Below are 23,854 nucleotides of genomic sequence, written 5' to 3'. Positions count from 1 at the left end.
CCGGATTCACCGACGATGGCAAAGGTCTCTCCGCGGCGCACGTCGAAGGAGACACCATCGACCGCCTTGACCGTGGCCCCTTTCGCCAAGCCACCGCCCGAGGTCTTGAAATGTTTCTTTAGCCCGCGCGCGGTCAGGATCTTGTCGGTCATGCGCTCTGCTCCAGATGGGTCTCTAGCGGGGCGAAATGGCAGGCGACGGCGTGGCCACCTTCCAGCGGCGCAAGCGGCGGTTCCTTGGCGCAGATGGGCTGGGCGAAAGGGCAGCGCGTGGCAAAACGGCAGCCTTCGGGCATGTTCTGCGTCGTGGGCACCATGCCCGGCACGGTGGCCAAACGCCAGCGCGGACCGCTCAACTGCGGGATCGAGGACATGAGGCCAATCGTGTAGGGGTGCTGCGGGTCGTTGAAAATGCGCTCCGCCGGGCCGGTCTCAACAATCGTGCCCGCGTACATGACGGCCACGGTATCGGCGATTTCGGCCACGACGCCGAGGTCGTGGGTGATCATGATCGTGCCCATGTCGGTCTCGGCCTGAAGGTCGCGGATCAACTCAAGGATTTGTGCCTGAATGGTCACGTCGAGCGCGGTTGTAGGCTCATCGGCGATCAGTAGCGCGGGGTCGTTCACCAGCGCCATGGCGATCATCACCCGCTGGCGCATCCCGCCCGAGAGTTGATGCGGATAGTCACGCATCCGCTTTTCCGCCGCCGGAATGCCGACCCGCTTGAGGATCGCCAGCGCCTTTTCCTCGGCCTCGGACTTGCTGGCGTTGCTATGGGCAAGCACGGCTTCGGTGATCTGGTCGCCAATGCGGAACGCGGGGTTGAGCGAGGTCATCGGCTCCTGGAAGATCATGGTCATCCGACTGCCGCGTAGTTTGCGCATGGCTGTGTGGTCGGCAAGGTCGAGCTTTTGCCCCTCGAAAACCATCTCGCCCGATCTGATCGTCGCAGCGCCTTCAGGTAGCAGCCCCATCATCGCCAAGGAGGTCACGCTTTTGCCGCACCCACTTTCCCCGACAACGCAAAGCGTCTTGCCCGGATGGACCGTGAAATTCACGTGGTTGATCTGGTCGCTCGGCGCACCGCGAAAGCGCAGGCTGAAGTCGCGCACTTCGAGCAAAACCTTGTCTGGGTCGGTGTTGAGGCCGATGTCAGGGCTGGGCAATGGACCGCTTTCTTGAACCAATATAAGATTGGTCGAGTATGCGGTTGCAAGTTTCTCGCTGTCAATCCGGCGATTTTAATTTTTGGGAAAGCCTTTTTCGGTCAATCTATTGCGACAGAAATTGCCTGCCGTATCAACGGCGATGCTTGATTTTTGAGCGGTCTGTGAAGGTCTGTTGGGAGGCTTGATTGCCAAGGATGGCGTTTGGTGAGATTGCGGACGGTATTTAAGAAAGGATGAATTGAAGGGGGCGGGCGCGCATTCGGTGGGGCCGCGCTATTGTAGGGCGGTCGATTTGTTGCTTTATCGAGGGGGAGCCAAGAATTTCGAAAGGGCGGCATCCCCGCATGACCAGCAAACCTAAAACGGCGGAACGCAAGCGCGGGTCCGGGGCGCAATTTGTCTATTCTATCCTGCGGGATGAGATTCTTGATTTGACCCTGCTGCCCGGCAGCCCGATCGACGAGATTCGGCTATCCGAGCGTCTTTCGATGTCGCGCACGCCGATCCGTGAGGCATTGGTGCGGCTGGCGAGCGAGGGATTGGTGACCACGTTGCCCAACCGTTCGACCGTGGTGGCGAATATCGACTTCATGAACCTGCATACCTTCTTTGACGCGATGACGTTGATGTACCGTGTCACCACGCGGCTGGCGGCGCAGTTTCATACCCCGGCCGATATGGCGAAGATCCGCGCGCGACAGGCAGAGTTTGCCAAGGCCGTATCGGCGCAGGACGCGCTGTCGATGATCGCCACGAACCGTGAGTTTCATGCCGAGATCGCGCGGGCGGGGCGCAACCCTTATTACGAATCGCTTTGTTTGCGCTTGTTGGATGAGGGGCGCCGTTTGCTGCGGATGTATTACCAATCCTTCGACGATCAGCTTCCCAGTGAGTATGTCCAAGAGCATGAGGATTTGATCGCGGCCATCGAGGCGCGCGATATCGGGCGCGCGGATTCTTTGGCGGAGACACATGCGGATCAGATTGTACGGCAGATTCAGGGGCTGATTTCGCGGGATCGGCGGCAGCATATCGAACTATAACAACAGGTAAATGCGTGGTTTTTGCGCGCGCAGAAAGCTTGCGGCGATTTTATGTCGACAAATAAAATACAATAGCTAAGATGCAGCCAATCCCGGCAATATCGCAGCCGGATTCTATGAATGGAGAGACAAATGACCCCTTCGATTTTTTCCGGCTGCATCCCGGCCCTGATGACCCCCTGCACGGCAGACCGGAAACCTGATTTCGACGCGCTGGTGCGCATGGGCAAAAAGCTGATCGCCGATGGTATGAGCGCGGTTGTCTACTGCGGCTCCATGGGCGATTGGCCTTTGCTGACCGATGCAGAGCGGATGGAGGGCGTTGAGCGTTTGGTTGATGCGGGTGTGCCGGTCGTTGTTGGCACGGGTGCCGTGAATACAAAGCTTGCCGCCGAACATGCGGCCCATGCGCAAAGGGTCGGCGCGAAGGGGTTGATGTTGATCCCACGCATCCTGTCGCGCGGCACGTCGGTTGCGGCGCAGAAGGATCACTTCAAAACCGTTTTGTCGGCCGCGCCAGAACTTCCTGCCGTGATTTACAACAGCCCCTATTACGGCTTCGCCACCCGCGCCGATCTGTTCTTTGCCCTGCGGGCCGAGCATTCGAACCTCGTGGGTTTCAAAGAGTTCGGCGGTGCGGATGATCTGCGTTATGCAGCAGAGAACATCACCAGCCGCGATGATGAAGTCACGCTGATGATCGGGGTCGATACCACCGTGTTCCATGGTTTCGTCAATTGCGGTGCCACGGGCGCCATCACCGGGATCGGCAATGTGCTGCCCCGCGAAGTGCTGCATCTCGTAGCCCTCAGCCAAGCCGCAGCGGCGGGCGATGCCGAAGCGCGCCAGCGGGCGCAGGAACTCGACGCGGCGCTTGGTGTTCTTTCCTCCTTTGATGAGGGGCCGGACCTCGTGCTTTATTATAAGCACCTGATGGTGCTTGAGGGCCATGGGGAATATGCGTTGCATTTTAACGAGACCGACGCTCTGACCGACAGCCAGCGCGGCTATGCCGAGGCGCAGTACCGGCTGTTCCGCACATGGTATGCTGACTGGAGCAAGCAGGGCGGCGCGGTCGCGAAATACGCCGCCTAATCCCCCTCCCAACTCTCCCCGGCTGGGCAGGCCCGTCGCACTTGCGGCGGGCCTTTTGCGTTGTTTTGCGCCCTTTCGAAGAAGATAATTGCAAACGCATATAAATTTGACTAGCATCTTTGCAGGGGCCAACGCATCGGGAGTGGGTGCGCCATTTGAGGGAGAATGTTTGAAATGAGTGCTACGGATTTAATGCGTGATTTTGGGGCGATGCTCGTCTCTGGCGGGGTCGAAGTGGTGGATTGTTCGGGCGTTCTGGGGCCGGATACGCCGATCCTGCAACTGCCAGCCGACTTTGCCAAGCCGACACCGAAGGTCGAGATTCACAAGATCAGCGAATATGACGAGGATGGCCCGTTCTTTGCATGGAACTGGATGGTGCTGGGAGAGCATTCCGGCACGCATTTCGATGCGCCGCACCACTGGATCACCGGCAAGGATTACGACGACGGCTTTACCGATACGCTCGACGTGCAGCGCCTCGTTGCGCCGGTGAATGTGATCGACTGTTCGCAGCAATCTCAAGAAGACCCGGATTTCCTGCTCGACGCCAAGGGCATCAAGGAATGGGAAGCAGAATATGGTGAGATTGGTAAGGGCGAATGGGTCGTCATGCGCACCGATTGGGACAGCCGTGTGAACGACGAAGCGCGGTTCCTTAACGCGGATGAGACCGGCCCCCACAGCCCCGGACCGACCCCGGATGCGATTGAATATCTGATGAGCAAAAAGATTGTTGGTTGGGGCACCCAGTGCATCGGCACCGACGCGGGCCAAGCGGGCGAGATGGAGCCGCCGTACCCGGCGCATAACCTGCTGCACAAGAACAACTGTTTTGGTCTGGCAAGCCTTGCCAACCTCGACAAACTGCCGCCTAAGGGCGCGATCCTGATTGCGGCACCGCTGAAGGTCAAGAACGGCACCGGCAGCCCCATTCGGGCGCTGGCGCTGGTGCCGAAGGGCTGACCGGTGGCAGATACATCACCTTCCGAGGCGGGGAATGCGCCGCTGGATCAGATGGGCCTCGATAATTTCGCGCCCTATTTGATGAACCGGATCATGGGGCGGTATAACGCCGCCCTGTCGGCGGAGATGGCCGCACTTGGGCTGACCACGCCGCAGATGCGCTCTCTCGCCGTGCTGTCGGTGACCGACGGCATCCTGATCCGCGAATTGGCCGTTTATGCCGTGGTGCAGCAATCCACGCTGAGCCGCGCACTCGATGCGCTAGTGCGCGACGGGTTGGTGCGGCGCGAGACCGATGCGACCGACAGCCGTGCCACGCGCGTCTATCTGACCGACAAGGGGCAAGAGGCCTATGCGAGGCTTTGGCCGCATATGGCCGAGGCCTATGACGCGATGTTCAAAGGCATCGGCGCGGCCGAGAAAGAGGCCTTTGTCGCCACGCTGCGCACCATGCTGCGCAATATCCGAAAACACGATTTTTAAGAGGGTCCAATGGCCGAACGTTCGTTCAAGGCAGAGGTGGAGCACCTGCGCAAAGGGGATGGCGACGTCTTCACAGGTGAGGGTATCCTCGCGATTACCAAGGCGCTGTTGGAGAACGGGGTCGGCTATGTGGGCGGCTATCAGGGCGCGCCGATCTCGCATCTGATGGACGTGTTGGCCGATGCCGAAGAGCTTATGGGTGAGCTTGGGGTGCGGTTTGAGGCGAACGCATCAGAGGCCGCAGCGGCGGCGATGCTGGCGGCTTCGGTGCATTACCCCATTCGCGGGGCGGTGACCTTTAAAGGGCCGGTGGGGGTGAATGTGGCCTCGGACGCGCTGGCGAACCTTAGTTCCTCCGGCGTGACCGGCGGCGCGCTGGTGATCGTGGGCGAAGACTATGGCGAGGGCTCTTCGATCATGCAGGAGCGCAGCCATGGTTTCGCGATGAAGTCGCAGTTCTGGATGCTCGATCCGCGCCCCAACCTGCCCTGTATCACCAAGGCGGTCAAAGACGGATTTGAACTGTCGGAGGCGAGCAACACGCCCGTCATGCTGATGGTCCGCATCCGGTCTTGCCATGTGACGGGCAGTTTTGAGACGCGCGACAACCAGCGCCCACCGCTGACCGTGGCCGAAGCCGCCGCCAACCCGCGCTCGGACTTCAACCGCGTGGTGCTGCCGCCGATGTCTTATCTGCATGAGCAGGACAAGATCGAAAACCGCTGGCCTGCCGCGGAAAAGTTCATCCGCGACAATGGGTTGAATGAGTTCTTTGGCCCCGAGAAAGCGCCCTTGGGCGTCGTGGTGCAGGGCGGCATGTACAATTCGGTCATCCGGGCGCTGCAACGGCTGGGGCTGGCCGATATCCACGGCCAGACCGAAGTGCCGCTTTATGTGCTGAACGTCACCTATCCGCTTTTGCGGGACGAGTTCGACGAATTCTGCGCGGGCAAAGAGCATGTGCTGGTGGTCGAGGAAGGCCAGCCCGATCACATCGAACAGCAACTCGGCTCCTACCTCTACAGGCTCGAACGCAAGGTGAAACTGCACGGTAAGGACGTGCTGCCGATGGCGGGTGAATATACCGGGCAGGTGCTGCTCGATGGGATGACTGCTTTCCTCAAGATCGCCGCGCCCGAAATGCTCCCCGGCGCCGTGCGCGCGCCCAATGCCGAAGCGCCCGCAATCCCCGATCTGTCCGACACCGTGCCGATCCGCCCGCCGGGTTTTTGCACTGGCTGCCCTGAACGCCCGATTTTTGCCGCGATGAAACTGACCGAGCAAGAGCTGGGCAAGCACCAGATCACCGGCGATATCGGCTGCCACCTATTCGGGTGCCTGCCGCCCTTCGAGATCGGCGGCTCTACCATGGGCTATGGCCTCGGCCCCGCGTCGAACGCAGCCTTCGACGGGGGCGGCGACAAGCGCGTGATCTCGATCCTTGGCGATGGCGGGTTCTGGCACAACGGGCTGTCGACCTCGATCGGGAACATGGTGTTCAACAAGTCCGACAGCGTCGCGGTGATCGTCGACAACTACTATTCCGCCGCCACGGGCGGTCAGGACGTGATGTCCTCGCGGGCGCATAACGACACGAAATCAACCAACAATCCGATCTCTAAGGCGCTCAAAGGCGTCGGCGTCGAATGGGTGCGCCAGATCGACCGGACCTATGACGTGGGTAAACTGCGCGAGGTGCTGCGCGAGGCGCTGACCACCGATTATAAGGGGCCGAAGGTCATCGTGGCCTCCTCGGAATGTATGCTCAACAAGCAGCGCCGCGAAAAGCCCCTGCGCAACAAGGCGATCAAGGAAGGTCGCCGCATGGAGGTGCCGCGCTTTGGCGTCGATGCGGATGTTTGCACCGGGGATCATGCCTGTATCCGGCTCTCGGGCTGCCCGTCGCTGTCGCTCAAACGGCTCGACGATCCGCTGCGTGATGATCCGGTGGCGCATATCGATCAGACCTGTGTGGGCTGCGGCAACTGCGGCGAAGTGGCCGATACGGCGGTGCTGTGCCCGTCGTTTTACCAAGCGGATGTGGTGCATAATCCGACGCGGTTTGAGCGGTGGCGTGCCCAGAAAACCAGCCAGATCATCTCATGGCTACAAAGACGGCGCGACGCCAAGCGGCTGCGCAGCGAAGGAGTGACGACGTGAATTTGGTTCTGCCGCAAAAGACACCCGACGCGCGCGTCGGCGAAATCATCAAGCTCGCGGTCATGGCCGTGGGCGGGCAGGGCGGCGGCGTCTTGACCGGGTGGATCGAATCCATGGCCCGGGCCGAAGGCTATGTCTGTCAGGCGACCTCGGTCGCGGGGGTGGCGCAGCGCACTGGGGCCACGATCTATTACATTGAAATGGCACCGAAAACCGCGTTTGAGCCGGTCTTTGCCCTCGCCCCTGCGGCGGGCGATGTCGACGTGTTGATCGCGGCTGAGATGATGGAAGTTGGCCGCGCCGTGATGCGCGGTTTCGTGACCCCCGACCGCACCACGCTGATCGGCTCAACCCACCGCGCCCTTGCGGTGAGCGAGAAGATGGCCCCCGGCGATGGCATTGCCAATGCCGATGAAGTGCGCGCGGCGGCTGAGATCGCGGCGCAGAAACTGGTGCTCGAAGACATGGAAGGGCTGGCCGTGGGCGCGGGCTCTGTCATCTCGGCCTCGCTCTTTGGCGCTTTGGCCGGGTCTGGCGCGCTGCCGTTCCGCCGCGAGGCCTATGAGGATGCGATCCGCGCCGGGGGCAAGGGGGTGGAGCCCTCGTTGCGTGCCTTCGCCGTGGGCTTTGACGCGGCGCAGGGCCGTCTGCCCAACGCCGCCCCGGACCCTGTGGAAGACCCCGAAACCGCATTCCGCCTTGCCGGGCCGGACGCGCTGCAAAGCCAGTGGGACGCGCTGGTCACCCGCGCCGATGCGCTGCCCGAAGCGGTGCATGATCTGGCTTTTGCGGGGCTTGCCAAGGTCGTGAACTACCAAGACTGCGCCTATGGCACGCTCTATCTTGATCGGCTCGATACCGTGTTGGCCCGTGACAACGCCGCGCAGGACTGGCGGCTTTCGGCGGCTGCGGCGAAATATATTGCCAACGCCATGGCCTATGATGACGTTATTCGGGTGGCAGACCTGAAAACCCGCGCGCCGCGCTTTGCGCATATCCGGCAAGAGATGCGGGCGGGCGATGCCAACCTCATGCAGCTGACCGAATATTTTCACCCCCGCGCCGACGAAATCGCGGGCCTGATGCCTGCCCGTCTTGGCGCAAAGGTAGAGGCGAGCGAGAAGTGGATGGCGCGTCTGAACCGCTGGTTCGACAAGGGCCGCCGCCTGCGCACCGACAGGCTGCCTGCGTTTCTCATGCTGCATGTTCTCGGCGGGCTTAAAGGGTATCGTCTGAAAACCCATCGCCATGCCATCGAAGTCGCCCATCTCGAGAGTTGGCTGTCGCGCTGTCTGGCGGAGGTCGAAGCCGACTACGCCTCGGCGGTTGAACTGGTGAAATGCCGACGGCTCATTAAAGGCTATTCCGACACCCATGCGCGGGGGCTGGGCAAGTTCGACAAGGTGATGGATGCCGCCGCGCTGCTGCGCGGGCGAAAGGACGCGGCGCAGTGGATTGCACGTCTGCGCGAGGCGGCATTGCAAGATGCCGAAGGAAAGGCGCTCGACGGGGCCATCGCGACGGTGCGGTCTTTCGTCTAGGGCAGTGCCCGTTTTCTGGGCAGATGTGGGGCGGATCAACGTCCCGACGGGGCTGGGTCACCCAATCTCAGTTGACCGGGTGCCTCAGCCCCGCATAGCTGGGGGCGCACAAAGGGGGGCCGCTGCCATGGAACTGTCGCATCTCATCGCCTTTAACATCGCGCTCATCGCGTCGATCCTCAGCCCCGGCCCGGCCTTTCTGATCGCGCTAAAGACCACGCTGAGTTCGGGGCGGCGGGCGGGTGTTGCGGTGGGGCTTGGGCTTGGCCTCGTGGCATCGTTCTGGACCCTCGCCGCGCTCTTGGGGTTGGAGGCGGTGTTCCTCGCTTTCCCATGGGCCTATGCAGTCGTGAAAACACTGGGCGCGGTCTATTTGCTTTATGTGGCCTTTGGCATGTGGCGCGGGGCGCGGACGCCCGTGACAAGTACGGTGACCCCCGCCCGCCATGCCTTTCGGCAGGGGCTGATGATCAACATTCTGAACCCCAAATCGGTGCTTTTCGCCGCGGCGGTTCTGGTGGTCATCTTCCCCGAGGGGATGCGCCTGAGCGAGAACCTTTTGATCGTCGCCAACCACCTGATCATCGAAGTCGCCTTTTACACCACTTTGGCCTTCGGCATGAGCCGCCCGGCAGTGAGCCAAGGCTACCTCCGCGCGAAGGTTTACTTTGACCGGGTGGCCTCAGCGGTGCTGGGGCTTTTGGGAGTGCGTCTGCTGTTCGCGCGTTAAAGCTCGGCTTCCCACCGCCGCGACAGGCGCATCGCGCCGTTGATGATGCCGACCATGGAATAGGTCTGCGGGAAGTTGCCCCAGCCCTCGCCGGTGGCAAAGGCGGTGTCTTCGGACATCAGGCCAAGGTGATTGCGGGCTTCTAGCAATTCTTCGAACAGCTTGCGGGCTTCCTCTTCGCGGCCAATCCGCGCCAGCGCATCGATCCGCCAGAAGGCGCAGACGTTAAAGCCGACCTCGGGCACGCCGAAATCATCCGCCTCTTCGTAACGCAGCATGAAGGGGCCACGGCCCAGCACTTCGGACAGACGCTCGACCGTGGCGATGAACCGCGGGTCTTTCGGTGGCAGGAAACCGACCTCCCCCATCAGCAAGACACTGGCGTCCAAGGTGCTGCCGCCAAAGCTTTCGACAAAAGCGCCGCGGTCTTCTGACCAAGCGTTGTCGAGGATCTTGTCGCGGATCACCTCGGCGCGCTCGGCCCAGAGGGCGGCGCGGTCGTCCAATTTCAAATGTCGCGCGATCTTGCCCAAACGGTCGCAGGCAGCCCAGCACATCAGCGACGAAGACGTGTGAATGCGGGCGCGGCTGCGCAGCTCCCAAATCCCGGCATCAGGTTCGTCATGCAGCTCCCACGCCTGCTCGCCCAAGGGCTCTAGCTGTTCAAAGGCCGTGCGCCCGGTGTTCATCGGCAGGCGGTGATCAAAAAACGCGGGCGCTGCGCCGAGGATGATATTGCCATAGGTGTCGTGCTGGAAATGCTCATGCGCCTGATTGCCGATCCGCACCGGCCCCATCCCGCGGAAGCCTTGTAAGCTGGGTGAGATACGTTCGGTTAACGCCGTCTCAAGCCCGAGCCCTAGCACGGGCTGGATATGCCCGCCTTCGGCATCCGCCACGGCATTCATCAGCCATTGGAAATAATGCTCCAAGGTGCGGGTCGCGGCGAGACTGTTGAGCGCGCGCACGGTGAAAAACGCATCGCGGACCCAGCAATAGCGGTAATCCCAGTTGCGCCCCGAATCCGGCGCTTCGGGCAGCGAGGTGGTGATTGCGGCGATGACACCGCCCGTGGCCTCATAGCTGCAGAGTTTCAGCGTGATCGCGGCGCGAATGACGGCCTCTTGCCACTCGAAAGGGATCGCCAACCGCTGCGTCCAGCGCTGCCAATAGCGCGTGGTTTTGGTGCGAAAGGTGGTGCCGATCTGCTCAGGACTGTCCGACAGCGTCTCATCCGGGCCAAGGATGAAGGTCATTTCCCCTTCGAGGTTGATCATGCGCCCGTCGAGCACATGGTCAATCGGCGCGTCGGTGGTCAGACGCATGTTCTGCTCAGGCCCGACAAAGCGTACATGGTTCGACCCGCGGGTAAGCGTGGGAGCCACCTCTCCCCATTGAAAGCGCGGTTTCAGGCGCATCCTAACGCGAGGCGAACCCTCAATGCGTCGCACTTGCCGCACCAGCATCTGCGGGCGAAAGCTGCGGCCATAGGCGGTGAAACGGGGGCAGAAATCAACAATCTCAACCGCGCCCTTTGCGCTGCGCAGGACCGTGCGCAGGATCGCGGTATTGGGCAGATAGCTTTGTTCGCTTTCTGTCATGTCTTCGAGTTCGACGGCAAACTCCCCGTCGCCCTCTTCGCCCGCGCCATGACCCATCAGGCTGTGAAAGACCGGATCGCCGTCAAACCGTGGCAGGCAAAACCAGTTGATCGCTCCTTCGCGGCTGACCAGCGCCGCAACCGCGCAATTCCCGATGACACCCAGATCCATACGTCCCTCTTTTCTATTCTCAATGCGTTTGCCGGGCGGGCCGGATCAGCGCAAAATTTCTTTCAGCCAATCGGCAAAGCCGGCCACATCTGCGATGCGATGTTGTGCGTCGGTTGGCCCTTGGCCGATCTTGATGCCAAAGCCACCCATGGCCTGCGCCGCGCGAAAGCCATCTTCGTCCGTTACGTCGTCGCCTACCATTACCGGCAGCCGCTCGGCAAAAGCGGGGGAGGCCATGAAACGCGTCACCGCGCCGCCCTTGTCGACACCTTTCAGGGCGACTTCGCTGACCATCTTGCCATGCAGGCCGCGCAGGCGGGCGTCTTCGCCAACCAGCGTATCGACAAAGGCGCGGCAGGCTTCGCCCTGATCGGGAGCTTTGCGGTAATGCAGCGCAATCGCGCCGGGTTTGCGTTCTGACGTCACCCCATGCAGCACGGCGAATTCCTCTACCCGGTCGATCACGGGGGCGGGGATCCCTGCGCTCTGCGTTGGGGTGTGATCTGCCGCGGTGCTCAACCGTAGCTCCAACCCATGCGAGCCAGAGACCGGCAGCCGCAGTGCGCCCAAGATACGGTCCACATCCGCTAGCGCCCGGCCCGAGATCACCGCCACCGCCCCATCGGTCTGCGCAACGAGTTGCGTCAGCAGGTGGCGCGTTGCCTCCGGCAGGCAGGCGTCTTCGGGGTTGTCGACGATGGGGGCCAGCGTGCCGTCGAGATCAAGGAAAAACGCATGACGCTCGAGCGGGATTACGGGCGGCAGATTGCTGTGCGACAAGGTGGTGCTATCCATAGTGTCTGGTCTATCCGTTTCAGGGCACTGGCGTTTTCAGCGCGCGGGCGTTCTCACGAAACCTATGCGCCAGCGCAGCGAAATCAAAGGATTTATGCTGCAACTGCGCAAAGATGCGCGTCCTGCGGGGCGGGAACCCAGCCAATGCAGCGGCGTTTGCCTAGACGGCGGGCAATCTGCGCGCCCCCGCAAGACCCCGCATCACACATTCGGAACCCCAGATGACCGCACCGTCCACGCTTAGGTACTACCCCGACAGCAAACCCGGCATCGCGCGGCGGCGCTGCGGCCGGGGGTTTTCCTATCACGCGCCCGATGGCCGCTGCATCAAGGACAAGGCCGAACGCGAACGACTGGTGAAACTGGCGGTGCCCCCAGCCTATGAGCAGGTCTGGATCAGCCCTCATGTAAACGGTCACTTACAGGCGACGGGGTTCGATGCGCGGGGGCGCAAACAGTACCGCTATCATCCGCTCTGGTCCGAGGCGCAGGCGCAGGAGAAATACGCAAGCCTGCCCGAATTTGCCGAGACCCTGCCGCGCATCCGCCGCCGCGTGCGCCGTGACCTCAAGGAGGAGCTGGGCGAACGTGCCTTTGCACTGGCCGCCGCCGTGGCGATGATCGACCGCCTGTCCCTGCGCGTCGGCAATCAAGTCTATGCCAAGACCAACCGTACCTATGGCACGCTGACCTTGAAACGGCGGCATCTGGTCTTGAAAGATGGGAAATTGCAGGCCTCCTTCATGGCGAAGGGCGGCAAGCGGGTTCGCCGCCAAATCGCCAACCGCACCCTGATGCGCGCGCTGGAGAAAATCCGCGATCTGCCGGGCGCGGACCTGCTGACCTGGCTCGACGAAGAGGGGGAGCCGCGCGGGCTGACTTCTTCGGCCCTGAATGATTATATCGCCGAGGCCGCTGGCACCGAAGGGTTCTCTGCCAAGACCTTTCGCACTTGGGCCGGGTCTGTCGCGGCCTTCGACGTGGCGCTAAAGGACGACAAACCGACCATCAAAGCCATGGCCGAAGCGGCGGCCCAACGGCTGCACAACACGCCCACCATTGCGCGCAATAGCTATATCCATCCGCAGGTCACCGACCTTTGCCAAAACCCCCAAGACCTGCCGGACCCGCCTGATATTGACGATATGACCCAAGCCGAACGGGGGCTTTTGGCCTTTTTGCGCAGCACCGCGTGACCCTGAATTGACGGAATGGGCGAACTTTAACCGCGCTCAGGCATTGTTAACATGAATACTGGTATCGCCCGGCTTCAGAAGGACTGAAATTTCATGAACGAGACAGGTGGGCCGACCCTCAGCGGTGTCCTTGACCAGATGGAGCATCTGTCCGGCGGTGCAGATCGGCAGATTACCGTGGAAGAGATCATCGATTGTCTGGGCAAACATTCATTTGCTTCGACAATCCTGACCTTCAGTCTGATCTCTACCTCTCCGGCCAGCGGCATCCCCGGCTTTACGGCGTTTATCGGGTTGGTGGTCTTGTTTTTAGTGGTGCAGATGATCTTTGGCCGCGAAAGCCTGTGGCTGCCGGGCTTTATCATGCGCCGCGACATCGCTGCGAAGAAGCTGCGCGCGGGGGTGCGCTGGCTGCGCCGCCCGGTGGATTTCGTGGATCAATATTTGCATGAGCGGTCGACCTTTATCCTGCACCGCCCGTGGATTTACTTGCCGTTGTTGATGGTGATGGCCCTGTCGATGTTCATGCCGTTCATGGAACTCGTGCCCACTTCCGGCTCTATCGCATCGGCCATGATCGCCATTTTCGCGGCGGGCTATCTGATGCGCGACGGCAGGGTCGTGATTTTTTCGATGGTTCTGATGTCCCTGCTTCCCGTGGGGGTTGCATGGTTCTTTCTTGGGCGCTGAAAAAATAATCGCGGCGGATTGCCATGCTGCGTCTGCAAAAGAATTGACCAAAGCCGACCAAGCTGGGAACATTTACCGACCTAAACCATTAAACCGTTAGTGGTGGTCGGCGTTCCGCCTTAGCAGGCTCGGCGGCCAAAAATTGTTTGTTCCCGAGGCATAAAATGGCTGGCAGATTAATTGTAATCTCAAATCGCATTCCATCAGAGGCCGCCCCCTCCGGTGGGTTGGTCTATGCGCTTCATGAAACCCTGCGCAAGATCGGCGGCATCTGGATCGGGTCGCACCCGGAAACCACCGAAACCCCGTCAGAGAGCCTGAGCGAATATGGCGATCAGGGCAAATACACCCGGCTGAGCTTCAGCCTCAGCCCCGAAGATTACAAGAATTTCTACCTCGGTTTTTCGAACTCGGTGCTTTGGCCGGTCTGTCACCGTCGCGGCGATCTGGTGGAGTTGGACCGGGGGTTCGAGCGGGGCTACAGCGCCGTGAACGCGCGGCTTGCGCGGCAGGTGATGAAGGTGGCCCGGCCGGACGATATGATCTGGGTGCACGACTACCACTTCTTCCCCTTCGCTACAGAACTGCGCAAGCTGGGTTTTGCGGGTAAGATCGGGTTTTTCCTGCATATTCCCTTCCCCGCTTTGGGTGATATGGGCGCCCTCCCGCGGGAGGCCAATCTGGCGCATTGGTTGGCGGACTATGACCTTGTGGGCCTGCAAACCCGCGCTGACGTGGCGCGCTGCCTTGAGATGTTCCGCGCCGAGACGGACTCCGAATTCTTGATGAACGGCACGATCAAATGCGGCTCTCGGGCGGTGGCGCTGCGGTCGTTCCCTATCGGGATCGATGTGGAGACCTTTGTGCAGGCCGCCCAAGGCGGCAGCGCGCAGGACCGGCTTGCCGATGATATGGCGGGGGACATCGTGATCGGGGTGGACCGGCTGGACTACTCCAAAGGTCTGCCCAACCGCTTCCGCGCCTTTGGCCGCTATCTGGAAACCCGCGATGAGCGTGAGCGGCGAGTAAGTATGGTCCAGATCGCCCCGCCAAGCCGCGAAGAGGTCGCCGCTTACCGTGAGTTGCGCTACGAATTGGAAGAGCTTGTCGGCCGAGTGAACGGCGAGCATGGAGAGATCGACTGGACCCCGCTGCGCTATATTCACCGCAACCTTGATCGCGATCTCTTGGCGCGGCTCTACCGCCGTGCGCGGGTGGGGATCGTCACCCCCTTTGCCGATGGGATGAACCTTGTCGCCAAGGAATATGTCGCGGCGCAAGACCCCGAAGACCCCGGCGTGCTGATCCTGTCGCATATGGCCGGCGCCGCCGAAGACCTGACGGATGCTATTCAGGTCAACCCTTACGACATTGAAGACATGAGCGAGGCGCTCAAAACCGCGCTTGCCCTGCCGCTGGAGGAACGCAAACGCCGCCATGCCAGTTGCATGGCGCAGGTGCGGGCGACGGATGTGAACCGCTGGAGCCAGAACTTTGTCGAAGCGTTGCAAGCCTGCCTGCCTACACTGGTGACCAAACCCGCCGCGCGGGAATGGACGGACGCCTAGCGGCGCGCGTCAGGCATCGGGGGCAAAGATCACTTCGGTCTCCCAACCCTTGCATTTCTCTGCTAGCCCGGCGGGCAGGGGCAGATCGGTAAAGAACATATCCACCTCCCGCGCCGAAGCGATGCGCGCCGGGGCGGAGCGTTTGAATTTGGAATGATCCGTCACCAAAAAGGTCTTGCGCGACTGCGCGATGATACATTGGCTGACCCCCACTTCTTCGATGTCGAAGTCGAGCAGATCACCATCCGCGTCCATGGCCGAACAGCCGATCACCGCGATGTCGAACTTGAACTGGCGGATCGTTTCGATTGTCAGATTGCCGACCAGCCCACCATCCATGCGGCGCAGCGCCCCGCCCGTGAGCACAATGCGGCATTCGGGATTGTCGACCAGAATATTGGCGACATTCATGTTGTTCGTCACCACCATCAGATCGCGGTGATGCAGCAGAGCGCGGGCCACCGCCTCGGTGCTGGTGCCGATATTCAAAAAGACCGAGCAGCCGTCGGGAATATGTTCGGCACAGGCGCGGGCAATGCGATTCTTGGCTTCTTCGTGCAGATTGCGCCGCTCGGCATAGCCGATGTTGCTGGCCCCCGAAGGCAGCACCGCGCCGCCATGCACCCGCTCAAGCTTACCACTATCGGCCAGTTCCGTAAGGTCACGGCGGATGGTCTGATGGGTCACGCCGAAATGTTCGGCCAACCCGTCAACGGTGACTTTGCCTTCGCGCCGGGCGATTTCAAGGATGTCGGGATGGCGGAATGTCTGTGAAATGGGTGTCGCTCCTGCCTGCTGTTGGCGCATTATCTCCAGTGTTTTGGCTAACGCAAGCAATCGCGCAGCAGGTTGTGGTTAGCATGTTCGATATACTGGTGAAACGAACATAAACGAAAATAAAACTTGTGCAGATGAGAGTCGTTTCGTAACACTGCCCCCAATTGGACAGTCTGAGCTGGGGGAGGGCCGGATTTTGAACCAACAGCCCGAGAGCCATGTGCCCGCTGCCCCGGTCGATCTTTTCGTCATCGGTGGGGGCATCAACGGCGCCGGGATCGCGCGCGACGCCGCAGGACGGGGTCTGAGCGTGACCTTGGCCGAGATGAACGATCTGGCCTCCGCGACCTCTTCGGCCTCGACCAAACTGTTCCACGGCGGGCTGCGCTACCTTGAGTATTTCGAGATCGGCCTCGTGCGCCACGCGCTGACCGAGCGCGAAGTGCTGCTGAAAGCGATGCCACATATCTCTTGGCCGATGCGTTTCGTGCTGCCCTATCACCGCGACATGCGGTTCGAGGGGGACACGCCGACCTCCAAATTGCTACGGCTGTTCATGCCTTGGATGCGGGGCCGCCGCCCGGCTTGGCTGATCCGCTTGGGCCTGTTTCTCTATGACAACCTCGGTGGTCGCGAGATCCTGCCCGCCACCCGCAGCCTTGCGCTGCGCGGCACGCCCGAAGGGGCACCGCTGGAGGATCGCTTCGAGAAAGCCTTTGAGTATTCCGACTGCTGGATCGAGGATTCGCGCCTTGTGGTGCTGAACGCCCGCGATGCGGAATTGCGCGGCGCACGCATCATGACCCGGACCAAGGTGATCTCGGCCGACCGCAATGCCGAAGGTTGGGCTGTCACGGTGGAGCATGGCGCCGATGGTCAGCGCGAGGTGATCCAAGCGAAGATGCTGGTCAACGCGGGCGGCCCGTGGGTGGGTGAGATCATCCACAACACCGCGCGGCTGAACTCCTCCGAAGGGGTGCGGCTGGTGCGCGGCAGCCATATCGTGACCAAGCGGCTTTACGATCACGACAAATGCTATTTCTTCCAAGGCACCGATGGGCGGATCATCTTCACGATCCCCTATGAGCAGGATTTTACCCTGATCGGCACCACGGACGCGGATCACCCTGATCCATCCGTCACCCCGGAATGCACCCCCGAAGAGCAGGATTACCTGATCAACTTCGTGAACGGCTATCTCAAGCAGGACATCACCCGCAAAGATATCGTCTGGACCTATTCCGGCGTCCGCCCGCTTTATGACGATGGGGCCAGCAGTGCCACGGCGGCCACGCGGGACTATACGCTCAAGGTGGACGAAACCGGCGGCGCGCCGATCCTCAATGTCTTTGGCGGCAAGATCACCACATACCGCAAACTGGCCGAAGACGCGCTGGATCTGATCGCCCCGCATTTCGGCGGGCTGTCGGATCATTGGACCGCTGGCGTGGCGCTGCCCGGCGGTGATTTCCCGGTGGACGGTGTCGCGCAGTTGATCGCGCGGCTGAATGCGGATTATGACTTTCTTGATGAAAGCTGGGCAGCACGGCTGATCCGCGCCTATGGTACCGATGCATGGGCGATGATGGGCGCGGCGAAAACGCTCGCGGATATGGGCGAGCATTTCGGCGCGACTCTCACGGCGGGTGAGGTCGCGTGGCTGATGAACAAAGAGTATGCTCTCAGCGCAGAGGACGTCGTTTGGCGCCGCAGCAAGTTGGGCCTGCGAATGGATGAGGCGCAGATCGCGCGTCTTGATGAATGGATGCAGATGCGCGCGGCGAAACAAGCCGCCTCTGCGGCGGAATGAGGGGAGGACGAACGTGAGTTTGATCCTAAAAAACGTGTCGAAAACGGTGGGCGGTCAAACGCATATCCACCCGACCGACCTGACCTTGGAAAAGGGCACGATGAACGTGCTCTTGGGGCCTACGTCTGCGGGCAAGACCTCGCTGATGCGGCTGATGGCGGGGCTTGATGTGCCAAACACGGGCCAAGTGATCTGGAACGGCGAAGATGTCACCGGCATGCGCGTTCAAGACCGCAAAGTGGCGATGGTCTATCAGCAGTTCATCAACTACCCCTCGATGACCGTCTATGACAACATCGCCTCGCCGATGAAGCTGGTCGGTAAATCCAAAGACGAGATCGACCGCGCGGTGCGCGAAACCGCCGAGCTGATGCAGCTAACCCCGATGCTTGACCGCAAACCGCTGGAACTTTCGGGCGGTCAGCAACAGCGTTGCGCCTTGGCGCGGGCGCTGGTGAAAAACGCAGGTCTCGTGCTGCTGGATGAGCCGCTGGCGAACCTCGATTACAAACTGCGCGAAGAACTCCGCGCCGAGATTCCGCGCATCTTTGAACGCGCCGGGTCGATCTTTGTCTACGCCACGACAGAGCCGGAAGAGGCGCTGCTTTTGGGCGGCAACACCGCGACGCTTTGGGAGGGCCGCGTCACGCAATTCGGCCTGACGCCAAGCGTCTACCGCCGGCCCGAGAATGCCACAACGGCGCGTGTTTTCTCTGACCCGCCGATGAATTTTCTCAGCATGACCAAATCGGGCAACACGCTGCGGTTTGACGGCGGTGAAATGCCCGCGCCTGCCACGATGGCAAGCCTGAAAGACGGTGAATATACCGCCGGTTTCCGCCCCAACCACCTGACACTCGCAGCGCAGACCCCCGGCGCGATCGGCTTTGACGCGAAGCTGAATGTGACCGAGATTACCGGGTCGGAGACCTTTATCCACCTCGACTATCACGGCGCGAAATGGGTCGGGCTGGTGCATGGCATCCAGCACTTGCAACCGGGTCAGCCGCTGCCGGTCTATCTGGATCCGGCGCATATTTATCTCTTTGACGCGAACGGGGCGCTCGTCTCTGCCGCGCCCTATGCGGAGGCGGCATAATGGCCAAGATCACGCTTGATAACCTTGCGCATTCCTATCTGCCGAACCCCGGCCATGAGGATGATTTCGCCCTCAAGGAATTGAACCACGACTGGATCGACGGCGAAGCCTACGCCCTTCTGGGCGCGTCGGGCTGTGGCAAGTCTACGCTGCTCAATATCATATCGGGCCTGTTGCAGCCTTCGCAGGGCCGCATTCTGTTCAACGATGTGGACGTGACCCACGCCCCCACGGCCGAGCGCAACATCGCGCAGGTGTTCCAGTTCCCGGTTGTCTACGACACGATGACGGTGCGCGATAACCTCGCCTTTCCGCTGCGCAACCGGGGCGCGGATGCCTCTTATGTTGCAGATCGCGTGCAGCAGATCGCACAGATGATCGGCATGGAAGACGAGTTGAACCGCAAGGCGCGCGGCCTCACGGCGGATGCCAAGCAGAAGATTTCACTGGGCCGGGGCATGGTACGCGAAGACGTGAACGCCCTGTTGTTCGATGAGCCGCTGACCGTGATCGACCCGCATATGAAATGGGAATTGCGCACGCAGCTCAAATCGCTGCACCACGAATTTGGCCACACGATGATCTATGTGACCCACGACCAGACCGAGGCGCTGACCTTCGCCGATAAGGTTGTAGTGATGTATGATGGCCGGGTGGTGCAGATCGGCACGCCGCAAGAGTTGTTCGAGCGGCCCGCGCATACTTTCGTGGGCTATTTCATCGGCTCGCCGGGGATGAACCTGTTTGATGCGCAGATCGCGGGCAATGCCGCGCAGGTTGCAGGCACAAGCATCAACTTGAATAAAACTTACGCCCCCAAGGGCGGCAAAACTCAGCTGGGCGTCCGGCCCGAGTTTATCCGCCTTAACGGCGAAGGGCTGGGCCTGCCTGCCAAGGTGACGCGCGTCGAAGATGTGGGCCGTCACAAAATCATCCGTCTCGACGTGGCAGGCCAGCCGGTCAGCGCCATTGCGGAGGAAGGCGCCACGGTGCCAAGCGAAAACACCGCGATCAGTTTCGATCCGGCGGGCATCAATGTCTATGCCGATGATTGGCGCATCAGCGCAGAGGGAGAGGCCGCATGAACAAGACCGTCAACCAAAAGGCATGGTTCCTTGTCCTGCCGGTTCTGATCCTCGTGGCCTTTTCGGCTGTGATCCCGCTGATGACCGTGGTGAACTACTCGGTGCAAGACACCTTTGGCCGGAATGAATTTTTCTGGGCCGGGCTTGAGTGGTTTTCCGACATGCTCGACAGCGACCGGATGTGGGATGCGCTTGGCCGACAGTTGATCTTCTCGGGTGTCATTCTGGCGATCGAAATTCCGCTGGGCATCTTTGTTGCGCTGAACATGCCGAAAAACGGGTTCTGGGCGAGCTTCTGTCTTGTGCTCATGTCCCTGCCACTGCTGATCCCGTGGAACGTGGTCGGCACCATCTGGCAAATCTTTGGCCGCGTCGACATTGGCCTTTTGGGCTACACGCTCGACAAGCTCGGGATCACCTATAACTACACCCAAGACATTACCGCCGCTTGGATTACCGTTGTGGTTATGGATGTTTGGCACTGGACCTCGCTGGTTGCGCTCTTGGCCTATGCCGGGCTGCAATCCATCCCGGACGCCTATTATCAGGCCGCCAAGATCGACCAAGCCAGCCGTTGGGCCGTGTTCCGCTATATCGAACTGCCCAAGATGGCAGGCGTGCTGATGATCGCCATTCTGCTGCGCTTTATGGACAGTTTTATGATCTATACAGAGCCGTTCGTCGTGACGGGTGGCGGGCCGGGCAATGCCACGACCTTCCTGTCCATCGACTTGGTGAAAATGGCCATCGGCCAGTTTGACCTCGGCCCCGCAGCGGCGTTCAGCCTGATGTATTTCCTCGTTATCCTGTTGATTTCATGGGTGTTCTACACCGTGATGGTCAACCTCGACAAAAGGGATGGTGTGTGATGACCGACACAACCGTGCAAGCCCCCGGTGCCGCGCCCATTCCGGGTGACGTGACCACCGACAAACGCGCCCGCCGCAGCCGCTTTCGGCCCAAAGGGTCTGTGGTGGTGATGACCCTCTACCTGCTTTTCCTGCTGCTGCCGATCTACTGGCTGATCAACATGAGCCTGAAGACCAACGCAGAAATCTTGGGGAGCTTCTCGCTCTATCCGCGTGATTTGACGCTGGCGAACTACGCCAAGATCCTCACCGATCCGAGCTGGTATATGGGCTATGTCAACAGCCTGATCTATGTTGTGCTGAACACCGTGATCTCGCTCGCTGTGGCGCTGCCTGCGGCCTATGCTTTCTCGCGCTACAGCTTCATGGGCGACAAGCATCTGTTCTTCTGGCTGCTGACCAACCGCATGGCCCCTCCGGCGGTCTTCGCGCTGCCGTTCTTCCAGCTTTATTCCTCCGTCGGGCTGTTCGACACGCATATCGCCGTGGCGCTAGCACATTGCCTGTTCAACGTGCCGCTGGCGGTCTGGATTTTGGAAGGCTTCATGCGCGGCGTGCCGAAGGAGATCGACGAGACGGCTTACCTTGATGGTTACTCTTTCCCGCGCTTCTTCATCCGTATCTTCACCCCGCTGATTGCCTCCGGCATCGGTGTCGCGGCCTTCTTCTGCTTCATGTTCTCATGGGTGGAACTGCTGCTGTCGCGGACCCTTACTTCGGTCGACGCGAAACCCATCGCCGCCACCATGACCCGTACTGTTTCGGCCTCGGGCCTCGACTGGGGTGTTCTGGCCGCCGCCGGGGTGCTCACAATCGTACCGGGCGCTTTGGTGATCTATTTCGTCCGCAACTACATCGCCAAGGGCTTTGCCCTCGGGCGCGTATAAAGGGAGACCGCTCATGTCTTGGATGGCTTGGACCATGCCCACCGCGATCTTCTTCGGTGTCATCGCGCTGTTACTCGTGACCTTCACGATCCTTGCGATCAAATTTCCTGAGACGCCCCGCACCGGCATTCTCAGGATTGAAACAACCCGTGGTGACCGTCTGTTCATCACGCTTCTCGGCTCGGCCTTTATCAATTTGATCTGGCTGGGTTTCGAGGCGGGGCCGCAGCCCTATGCGCTGCTGGTCTGCCTTGCCTATGCCGCAGCCGTATTTCGCTGGGTCTAGGCGCTATCACGGCTGATCCCGGTTAATCGGGGCAGCCATACGACACGACCAAATGTCTAGGGAGGACATAATGAAACGATCTGTCATGAAATCGAGTACCGCACTTGCGGTCACGCTCGGTCTGCTCGCCGGACCAGTATTTGCGGATATGGAAGCCGCGAAGAAATTCCTCGACGAGGAAATCGAACGCTCCGCGCTGAGCCGCGAAGAGCAGGAAGCGGAGATGCAGTTCTTCATCGACGCTGCTGAGCCGTTCAAGGGCATGGACATCAAAGTGGTGTCCGAGACAATCACCACCCATGAATACGAGGCCAACGTGCTGGCCCCGGCCTTCACCGCGATCACGGGCATCAACATCACCCACGACCTGATCGGCGAAGGTGATGTTGTTGAGAAGCTGCAAACACAGATGCAGTCGGGCGAGAACATCTATGACGCCTATATCAACGACTCTGACCTGATCGGCACCCACTGGCGCTACAAGCAGGCGCGCAGCTTGACCGACTGGATGGCGAATGAGGGCAAGGACGTGACCAACCCTGGTCTCGATCTCGACGATTACATCGGCCTCGACTTCACCACCTCGCCCGACGGCGAGTTGTACCAGCTGCCCGACCAGCAGTTCGCGAACCTTTACTGGTTCCGTCAGGACTGGTTCACCGATCCTGAGTTGATGGCCGAGTTCAAAGAAAAGTACGGCTATGATCTGGGCGTGCCGGTCAACTGGTCTGCCTATGAGGACATCGCTGAGTTCTTCACTGGCCGCACCATCGACGGCGTCGAAGTCTTTGGCAACATGGACTACGGCAAAAAAGACCCGTCGCTTGGCTGGCGCTATACCGATGCGTGGATGTCCATGGCTGGCATGGGCGATGTGGGTGAACCCAACGGCCTGCCGGTCGACGAATGGGGCATCCGGGTCAACGAAAATTCGCAGCCGGTCGGCTCCTGTGTGACCCGTGGCGGTGCGACCAACGATGCGGCGGCGGTCTATGCGATCACCAAATCCATCGAATGGCTTGAAAAGTACACGCCCCCCGCAGCCGCTGGCATGACCTTCGGCGAAGCCGGTCCGGTCCCTGCACAGGGCGCAATTGCCCAGCAGATGTTCTGGTACACGGCCTTCACCGCGGACATGGTGAACGAGAATGCCACTGCCGTGCTGAACGACGATGGCACGCCCAAGTGGCGCATGGCCCCCAGCCCGCATGGTGCCTACTGGAAAGAAGGGCAGAAGGTTGGCTATCAGGACGTGGGCAGCTGGACGCTGATGGAAAGCACCCCCGTCGACCGCGCCAAGGCCGCATGGCTCTACGCGCAGTTCGTGACCTCGAAAACCGTCGATGTTGAAAAGGCCCATGCCGGTCTGACCTTCATCCGCGAATCGACCATCCAGCACGAAAGCTTCACCGAACGCGCGCCGAAACTCGGCGGTCTGGTGGAATTCTACCGCTCCCCCGCGCGCACCGCATGGTCGCCCACCGGGACGAACGTGCCGGACTACCCCAAGCTGGCACAGCTGTGGTGGCAGAACATCGGCGACGCAATGTCCGGTGCGAAAACCCCGCAAGAAGCACTCGACAGCCTCTGCGCCGAGCAGGAAAAGGTCATGGAACGTCTTGAGCGCGCAGGCGTCCAAGGCGATCTGGGTCCGAAGATGAACGAAGAGCAGGAAGCCTCCTACTGGCTGGAGCAGGAAGGTTCGCCTGTTGCCAAGCTCGACAACGAAGACCCAGAGCCTGAGACCATCAGCTACGAAGAGTTGATCAAGTCCTGGCAGTAAGCCAAACTTTGGGGGCCGGGGCGTATTAGCGTCCCGGCCCCTTTTTCA

22 protein-coding genes are annotated in these 23,854 nt (G+C 60.8%); 18 read left to right on the top strand and 4 right to left on the bottom strand.

Annotation, left to right across the window (positions count from 1 at the left end):
• Window positions 1-148 precede the first annotated feature (148 nt).
• Window positions 149-1,168 carry an ABC transporter ATP-binding protein gene (locus tag A3722_RS21625; RefSeq protein WP_082849583.1) on the bottom strand — a complete coding sequence of 340 codons (1,020 nt, stop codon included), beginning with the start codon at window positions 1,166-1,168 and terminating at the stop codon, window positions 149-151.
• 12 nt (window positions 1,169-1,180) lie between these two features.
• On the opposite strand from A3722_RS21625, the gene A3722_RS24455 reads away from it, so the two are divergent.
• The 8 genes from A3722_RS24455 to A3722_RS21590 all read left to right on the top strand — a co-directional run bounded on the left by A3722_RS24455 (window position 1,181) and on the right by A3722_RS21590 (window position 9,189).
• Complete coding sequence (locus tag A3722_RS24455) at window positions 1,181-1,318, top strand: hypothetical protein (protein WP_161487667.1); 138 nt, start codon at window positions 1,181-1,183, stop codon at window positions 1,316-1,318.
• Window positions 1,319-1,515: 197 nt separating this feature from the next.
• Window positions 1,516-2,214 (top strand): GntR family transcriptional regulator, encoded by a 699-nt coding sequence (locus tag A3722_RS21620; RefSeq protein ID WP_067628769.1) that lies wholly within the window; start codon window positions 1,516-1,518, stop codon window positions 2,212-2,214.
• Window positions 2,215-2,346: 132 nt separating this feature from the next.
• The gene (locus tag A3722_RS21615) at window positions 2,347-3,309 is read left to right on the top strand and encodes a dihydrodipicolinate synthase family protein (protein WP_067628772.1); all 963 of its coding nucleotides are present in this window, start codon (window positions 2,347-2,349) and stop codon (window positions 3,307-3,309) included.
• A gap of 192 nt (window positions 3,310-3,501) precedes the next feature.
• A complete protein-coding gene (locus tag A3722_RS21610; RefSeq protein WP_236627497.1) occupies window positions 3,502-4,275 on the top strand; it encodes a cyclase family protein in 774 nt (257 codons plus the stop codon).
• 3 nt (window positions 4,276-4,278) lie between these two features.
• Complete coding sequence (locus A3722_RS21605) at window positions 4,279-4,758, top strand: MarR family winged helix-turn-helix transcriptional regulator (RefSeq protein WP_236627496.1); 480 nt, start codon at window positions 4,279-4,281, stop codon at window positions 4,756-4,758.
• A gap of 9 nt (window positions 4,759-4,767) precedes the next feature.
• Window positions 4,768-6,918, top strand: coding sequence for a thiamine pyrophosphate-dependent enzyme (locus A3722_RS21600; RefSeq protein ID WP_067628775.1), 2,151 nt, complete (start codon window positions 4,768-4,770; stop codon window positions 6,916-6,918).
• Window positions 6,915-8,459 carry an indolepyruvate oxidoreductase subunit beta family protein gene (locus A3722_RS21595; RefSeq protein ID WP_067628780.1) on the top strand — a complete coding sequence of 515 codons (1,545 nt, stop codon included), beginning with the start codon at window positions 6,915-6,917 and terminating at the stop codon, window positions 8,457-8,459. The genes A3722_RS21600 and A3722_RS21595 overlap by 4 nt, the downstream gene beginning before the upstream one ends.
• Window positions 8,460-8,586: 127 nt before the next feature.
• Window positions 8,587-9,189 (top strand): LysE family translocator, encoded by a 603-nt coding sequence (locus A3722_RS21590; RefSeq protein ID WP_067628782.1) that lies wholly within the window; start codon window positions 8,587-8,589, stop codon window positions 9,187-9,189.
• On the opposite strand, the gene A3722_RS21585 is transcribed toward A3722_RS21590, so the two are convergent.
• Both A3722_RS21585 and otsB read right to left on the bottom strand, forming a co-directional pair.
• The gene (locus tag A3722_RS21585; RefSeq protein ID WP_067628784.1) at window positions 9,186-10,961 is read right to left on the bottom strand and encodes a glycoside hydrolase family 15 protein; all 1,776 of its coding nucleotides are present in this window, start codon (window positions 10,959-10,961) and stop codon (window positions 9,186-9,188) included. The two genes, A3722_RS21590 and A3722_RS21585, sit on opposite strands and share 4 nt — an antisense overlap.
• Before the next feature lie 45 nt (window positions 10,962-11,006).
• On the bottom strand, window positions 11,007-11,756 hold the full coding sequence (gene otsB, locus A3722_RS21580) for a trehalose-phosphatase (protein ID WP_082849582.1): 750 nt from the start codon (window positions 11,754-11,756) through the stop codon (window positions 11,007-11,009).
• A gap of 221 nt (window positions 11,757-11,977) precedes the next feature.
• On the opposite strand from otsB, the gene A3722_RS21575 reads away from it, so the two are divergent.
• The 3 genes from A3722_RS21575 to A3722_RS21565 all read left to right on the top strand — a co-directional run bounded on the left by A3722_RS21575 (window position 11,978) and on the right by A3722_RS21565 (window position 15,210).
• Window positions 11,978-12,952: a DNA topoisomerase IB gene (locus tag A3722_RS21575; protein ID WP_067628786.1), complete on the top strand. Its 975-nt coding sequence runs from the start codon at window positions 11,978-11,980 to the stop codon at window positions 12,950-12,952.
• A gap of 93 nt (window positions 12,953-13,045) precedes the next feature.
• Window positions 13,046-13,642 (top strand): exopolysaccharide biosynthesis protein, encoded by a 597-nt coding sequence (locus A3722_RS21570; RefSeq protein WP_067628788.1) that lies wholly within the window; start codon window positions 13,046-13,048, stop codon window positions 13,640-13,642.
• A gap of 164 nt (window positions 13,643-13,806) precedes the next feature.
• Window positions 13,807-15,210: an alpha,alpha-trehalose-phosphate synthase (UDP-forming) gene (locus tag A3722_RS21565; RefSeq protein WP_067628789.1), complete on the top strand. Its 1,404-nt coding sequence runs from the start codon at window positions 13,807-13,809 to the stop codon at window positions 15,208-15,210.
• A gap of 9 nt (window positions 15,211-15,219) precedes the next feature.
• Here the strand turns inward: A3722_RS21565 and A3722_RS21560 are convergent, their stop codons facing one another.
• Window positions 15,220-15,987: a DeoR/GlpR family DNA-binding transcription regulator gene (locus A3722_RS21560; protein WP_067628842.1), complete on the bottom strand. Its 768-nt coding sequence runs from the start codon at window positions 15,985-15,987 to the stop codon at window positions 15,220-15,222.
• 196 nt (window positions 15,988-16,183) lie between these two features.
• Here A3722_RS21560 and glpD point away from each other — a divergent pair, with 196 nt between their 5' ends.
• The 7 genes from glpD to A3722_RS21525 all read left to right on the top strand — a co-directional run bounded on the left by glpD (window position 16,184) and on the right by A3722_RS21525 (window position 23,806).
• Window positions 16,184-17,797, top strand: coding sequence for a glycerol-3-phosphate dehydrogenase (gene glpD, locus A3722_RS21555; RefSeq protein ID WP_236627495.1), 1,614 nt, complete (start codon window positions 16,184-16,186; stop codon window positions 17,795-17,797).
• Between the two features lie 13 nt (window positions 17,798-17,810).
• Entirely contained in the window at window positions 17,811-18,896 is a 1,086-nt protein-coding gene (locus A3722_RS21550; RefSeq protein ID WP_067628791.1) for an ABC transporter ATP-binding protein, read from the top strand.
• Window positions 18,896-19,981 (top strand): ABC transporter ATP-binding protein, encoded by a 1,086-nt coding sequence (locus tag A3722_RS21545; protein ID WP_067628792.1) that lies wholly within the window; start codon window positions 18,896-18,898, stop codon window positions 19,979-19,981. Before A3722_RS21550 ends, A3722_RS21545 begins: the two co-directional genes overlap by 1 nt.
• On the top strand, window positions 19,978-20,850 hold the full coding sequence (locus A3722_RS21540; RefSeq protein WP_067628794.1) for a carbohydrate ABC transporter permease: 873 nt from the start codon (window positions 19,978-19,980) through the stop codon (window positions 20,848-20,850). The genes A3722_RS21545 and A3722_RS21540 overlap by 4 nt, the downstream gene beginning before the upstream one ends.
• Window positions 20,850-21,737: a carbohydrate ABC transporter permease gene (locus A3722_RS21535; protein WP_067628796.1), complete on the top strand. Its 888-nt coding sequence runs from the start codon at window positions 20,850-20,852 to the stop codon at window positions 21,735-21,737. Before A3722_RS21540 ends, A3722_RS21535 begins: the two co-directional genes overlap by 1 nt.
• Window positions 21,738-21,750: 13 nt before the next feature.
• Entirely contained in the window at window positions 21,751-22,023 is a 273-nt protein-coding gene (locus A3722_RS21530; protein WP_007121386.1) for a DUF2160 domain-containing protein, read from the top strand.
• Between the two features lie 85 nt (window positions 22,024-22,108).
• Complete coding sequence (locus tag A3722_RS21525) at window positions 22,109-23,806, top strand: ABC transporter substrate-binding protein (protein ID WP_067628797.1); 1,698 nt, start codon at window positions 22,109-22,111, stop codon at window positions 23,804-23,806.
• Window positions 23,807-23,854 lie beyond the last annotated feature (48 nt).

The sequence above is a fragment of the Sulfitobacter sp. HI0027 genome, from assembly GCF_001634775.1.
Lineage (GTDB): Bacteria > Pseudomonadota > Alphaproteobacteria > Rhodobacterales > Rhodobacteraceae > Sulfitobacter.
Note: the sequence above shows the minus strand (reverse complement) of the source record. Positions and strands in the feature narration are given on the sequence as shown.

Bases quoted from the DNA above. Each gene is read 5' to 3' on its own strand.
- A3722_RS21590 (WP_067628782.1), top strand. From the start codon at position 8,587: ATGGAACTGTCGCATCTCATCGCCTTTAACATCGCGCTCATCGCGTCG.
- A3722_RS21615 (WP_067628772.1), top strand. From the start codon at position 2,347: ATGACCCCTTCGATTTTTTCCGGCTGCATCCCGGCCCTGATGACCCCC.
- A3722_RS21535 (WP_067628796.1), top strand. From the start codon at position 20,850: ATGACCGACACAACCGTGCAAGCCCCCGGTGCCGCGCCCATTCCGGGT.
- A3722_RS21540 (WP_067628794.1), top strand. From the start codon at position 19,978: ATGAACAAGACCGTCAACCAAAAGGCATGGTTCCTTGTCCTGCCGGTT.
- A3722_RS21545 (WP_067628792.1), top strand. From the start codon at position 18,896: ATGGCCAAGATCACGCTTGATAACCTTGCGCATTCCTATCTGCCGAAC.
- A3722_RS21570 (WP_067628788.1), top strand. From the start codon at position 13,046: ATGAACGAGACAGGTGGGCCGACCCTCAGCGGTGTCCTTGACCAGATG.
- A3722_RS21530 (WP_007121386.1), top strand. From the start codon at position 21,751: ATGTCTTGGATGGCTTGGACCATGCCCACCGCGATCTTCTTCGGTGTC.
- A3722_RS21575 (WP_067628786.1), top strand. From the start codon at position 11,978: ATGACCGCACCGTCCACGCTTAGGTACTACCCCGACAGCAAACCCGGC.
- A3722_RS21600 (WP_067628775.1), top strand. From the start codon at position 4,768: ATGGCCGAACGTTCGTTCAAGGCAGAGGTGGAGCACCTGCGCAAAGGG.
- A3722_RS21610 (WP_236627497.1), top strand. From the start codon at position 3,502: ATGCGTGATTTTGGGGCGATGCTCGTCTCTGGCGGGGTCGAAGTGGTG.
- A3722_RS21565 (WP_067628789.1), top strand. From the start codon at position 13,807: ATGGCTGGCAGATTAATTGTAATCTCAAATCGCATTCCATCAGAGGCC.
- A3722_RS21585 (WP_067628784.1), bottom strand. From the start codon at position 10,961: ATGGATCTGGGTGTCATCGGGAATTGCGCGGTTGCGGCGCTGGTCAGC.
- A3722_RS21620 (WP_067628769.1), top strand. From the start codon at position 1,516: ATGACCAGCAAACCTAAAACGGCGGAACGCAAGCGCGGGTCCGGGGCG.
- A3722_RS21525 (WP_067628797.1), top strand. From the start codon at position 22,109: ATGAAATCGAGTACCGCACTTGCGGTCACGCTCGGTCTGCTCGCCGGA.
- otsB (WP_082849582.1), bottom strand. From the start codon at position 11,756: ATGGATAGCACCACCTTGTCGCACAGCAATCTGCCGCCCGTAATCCCG.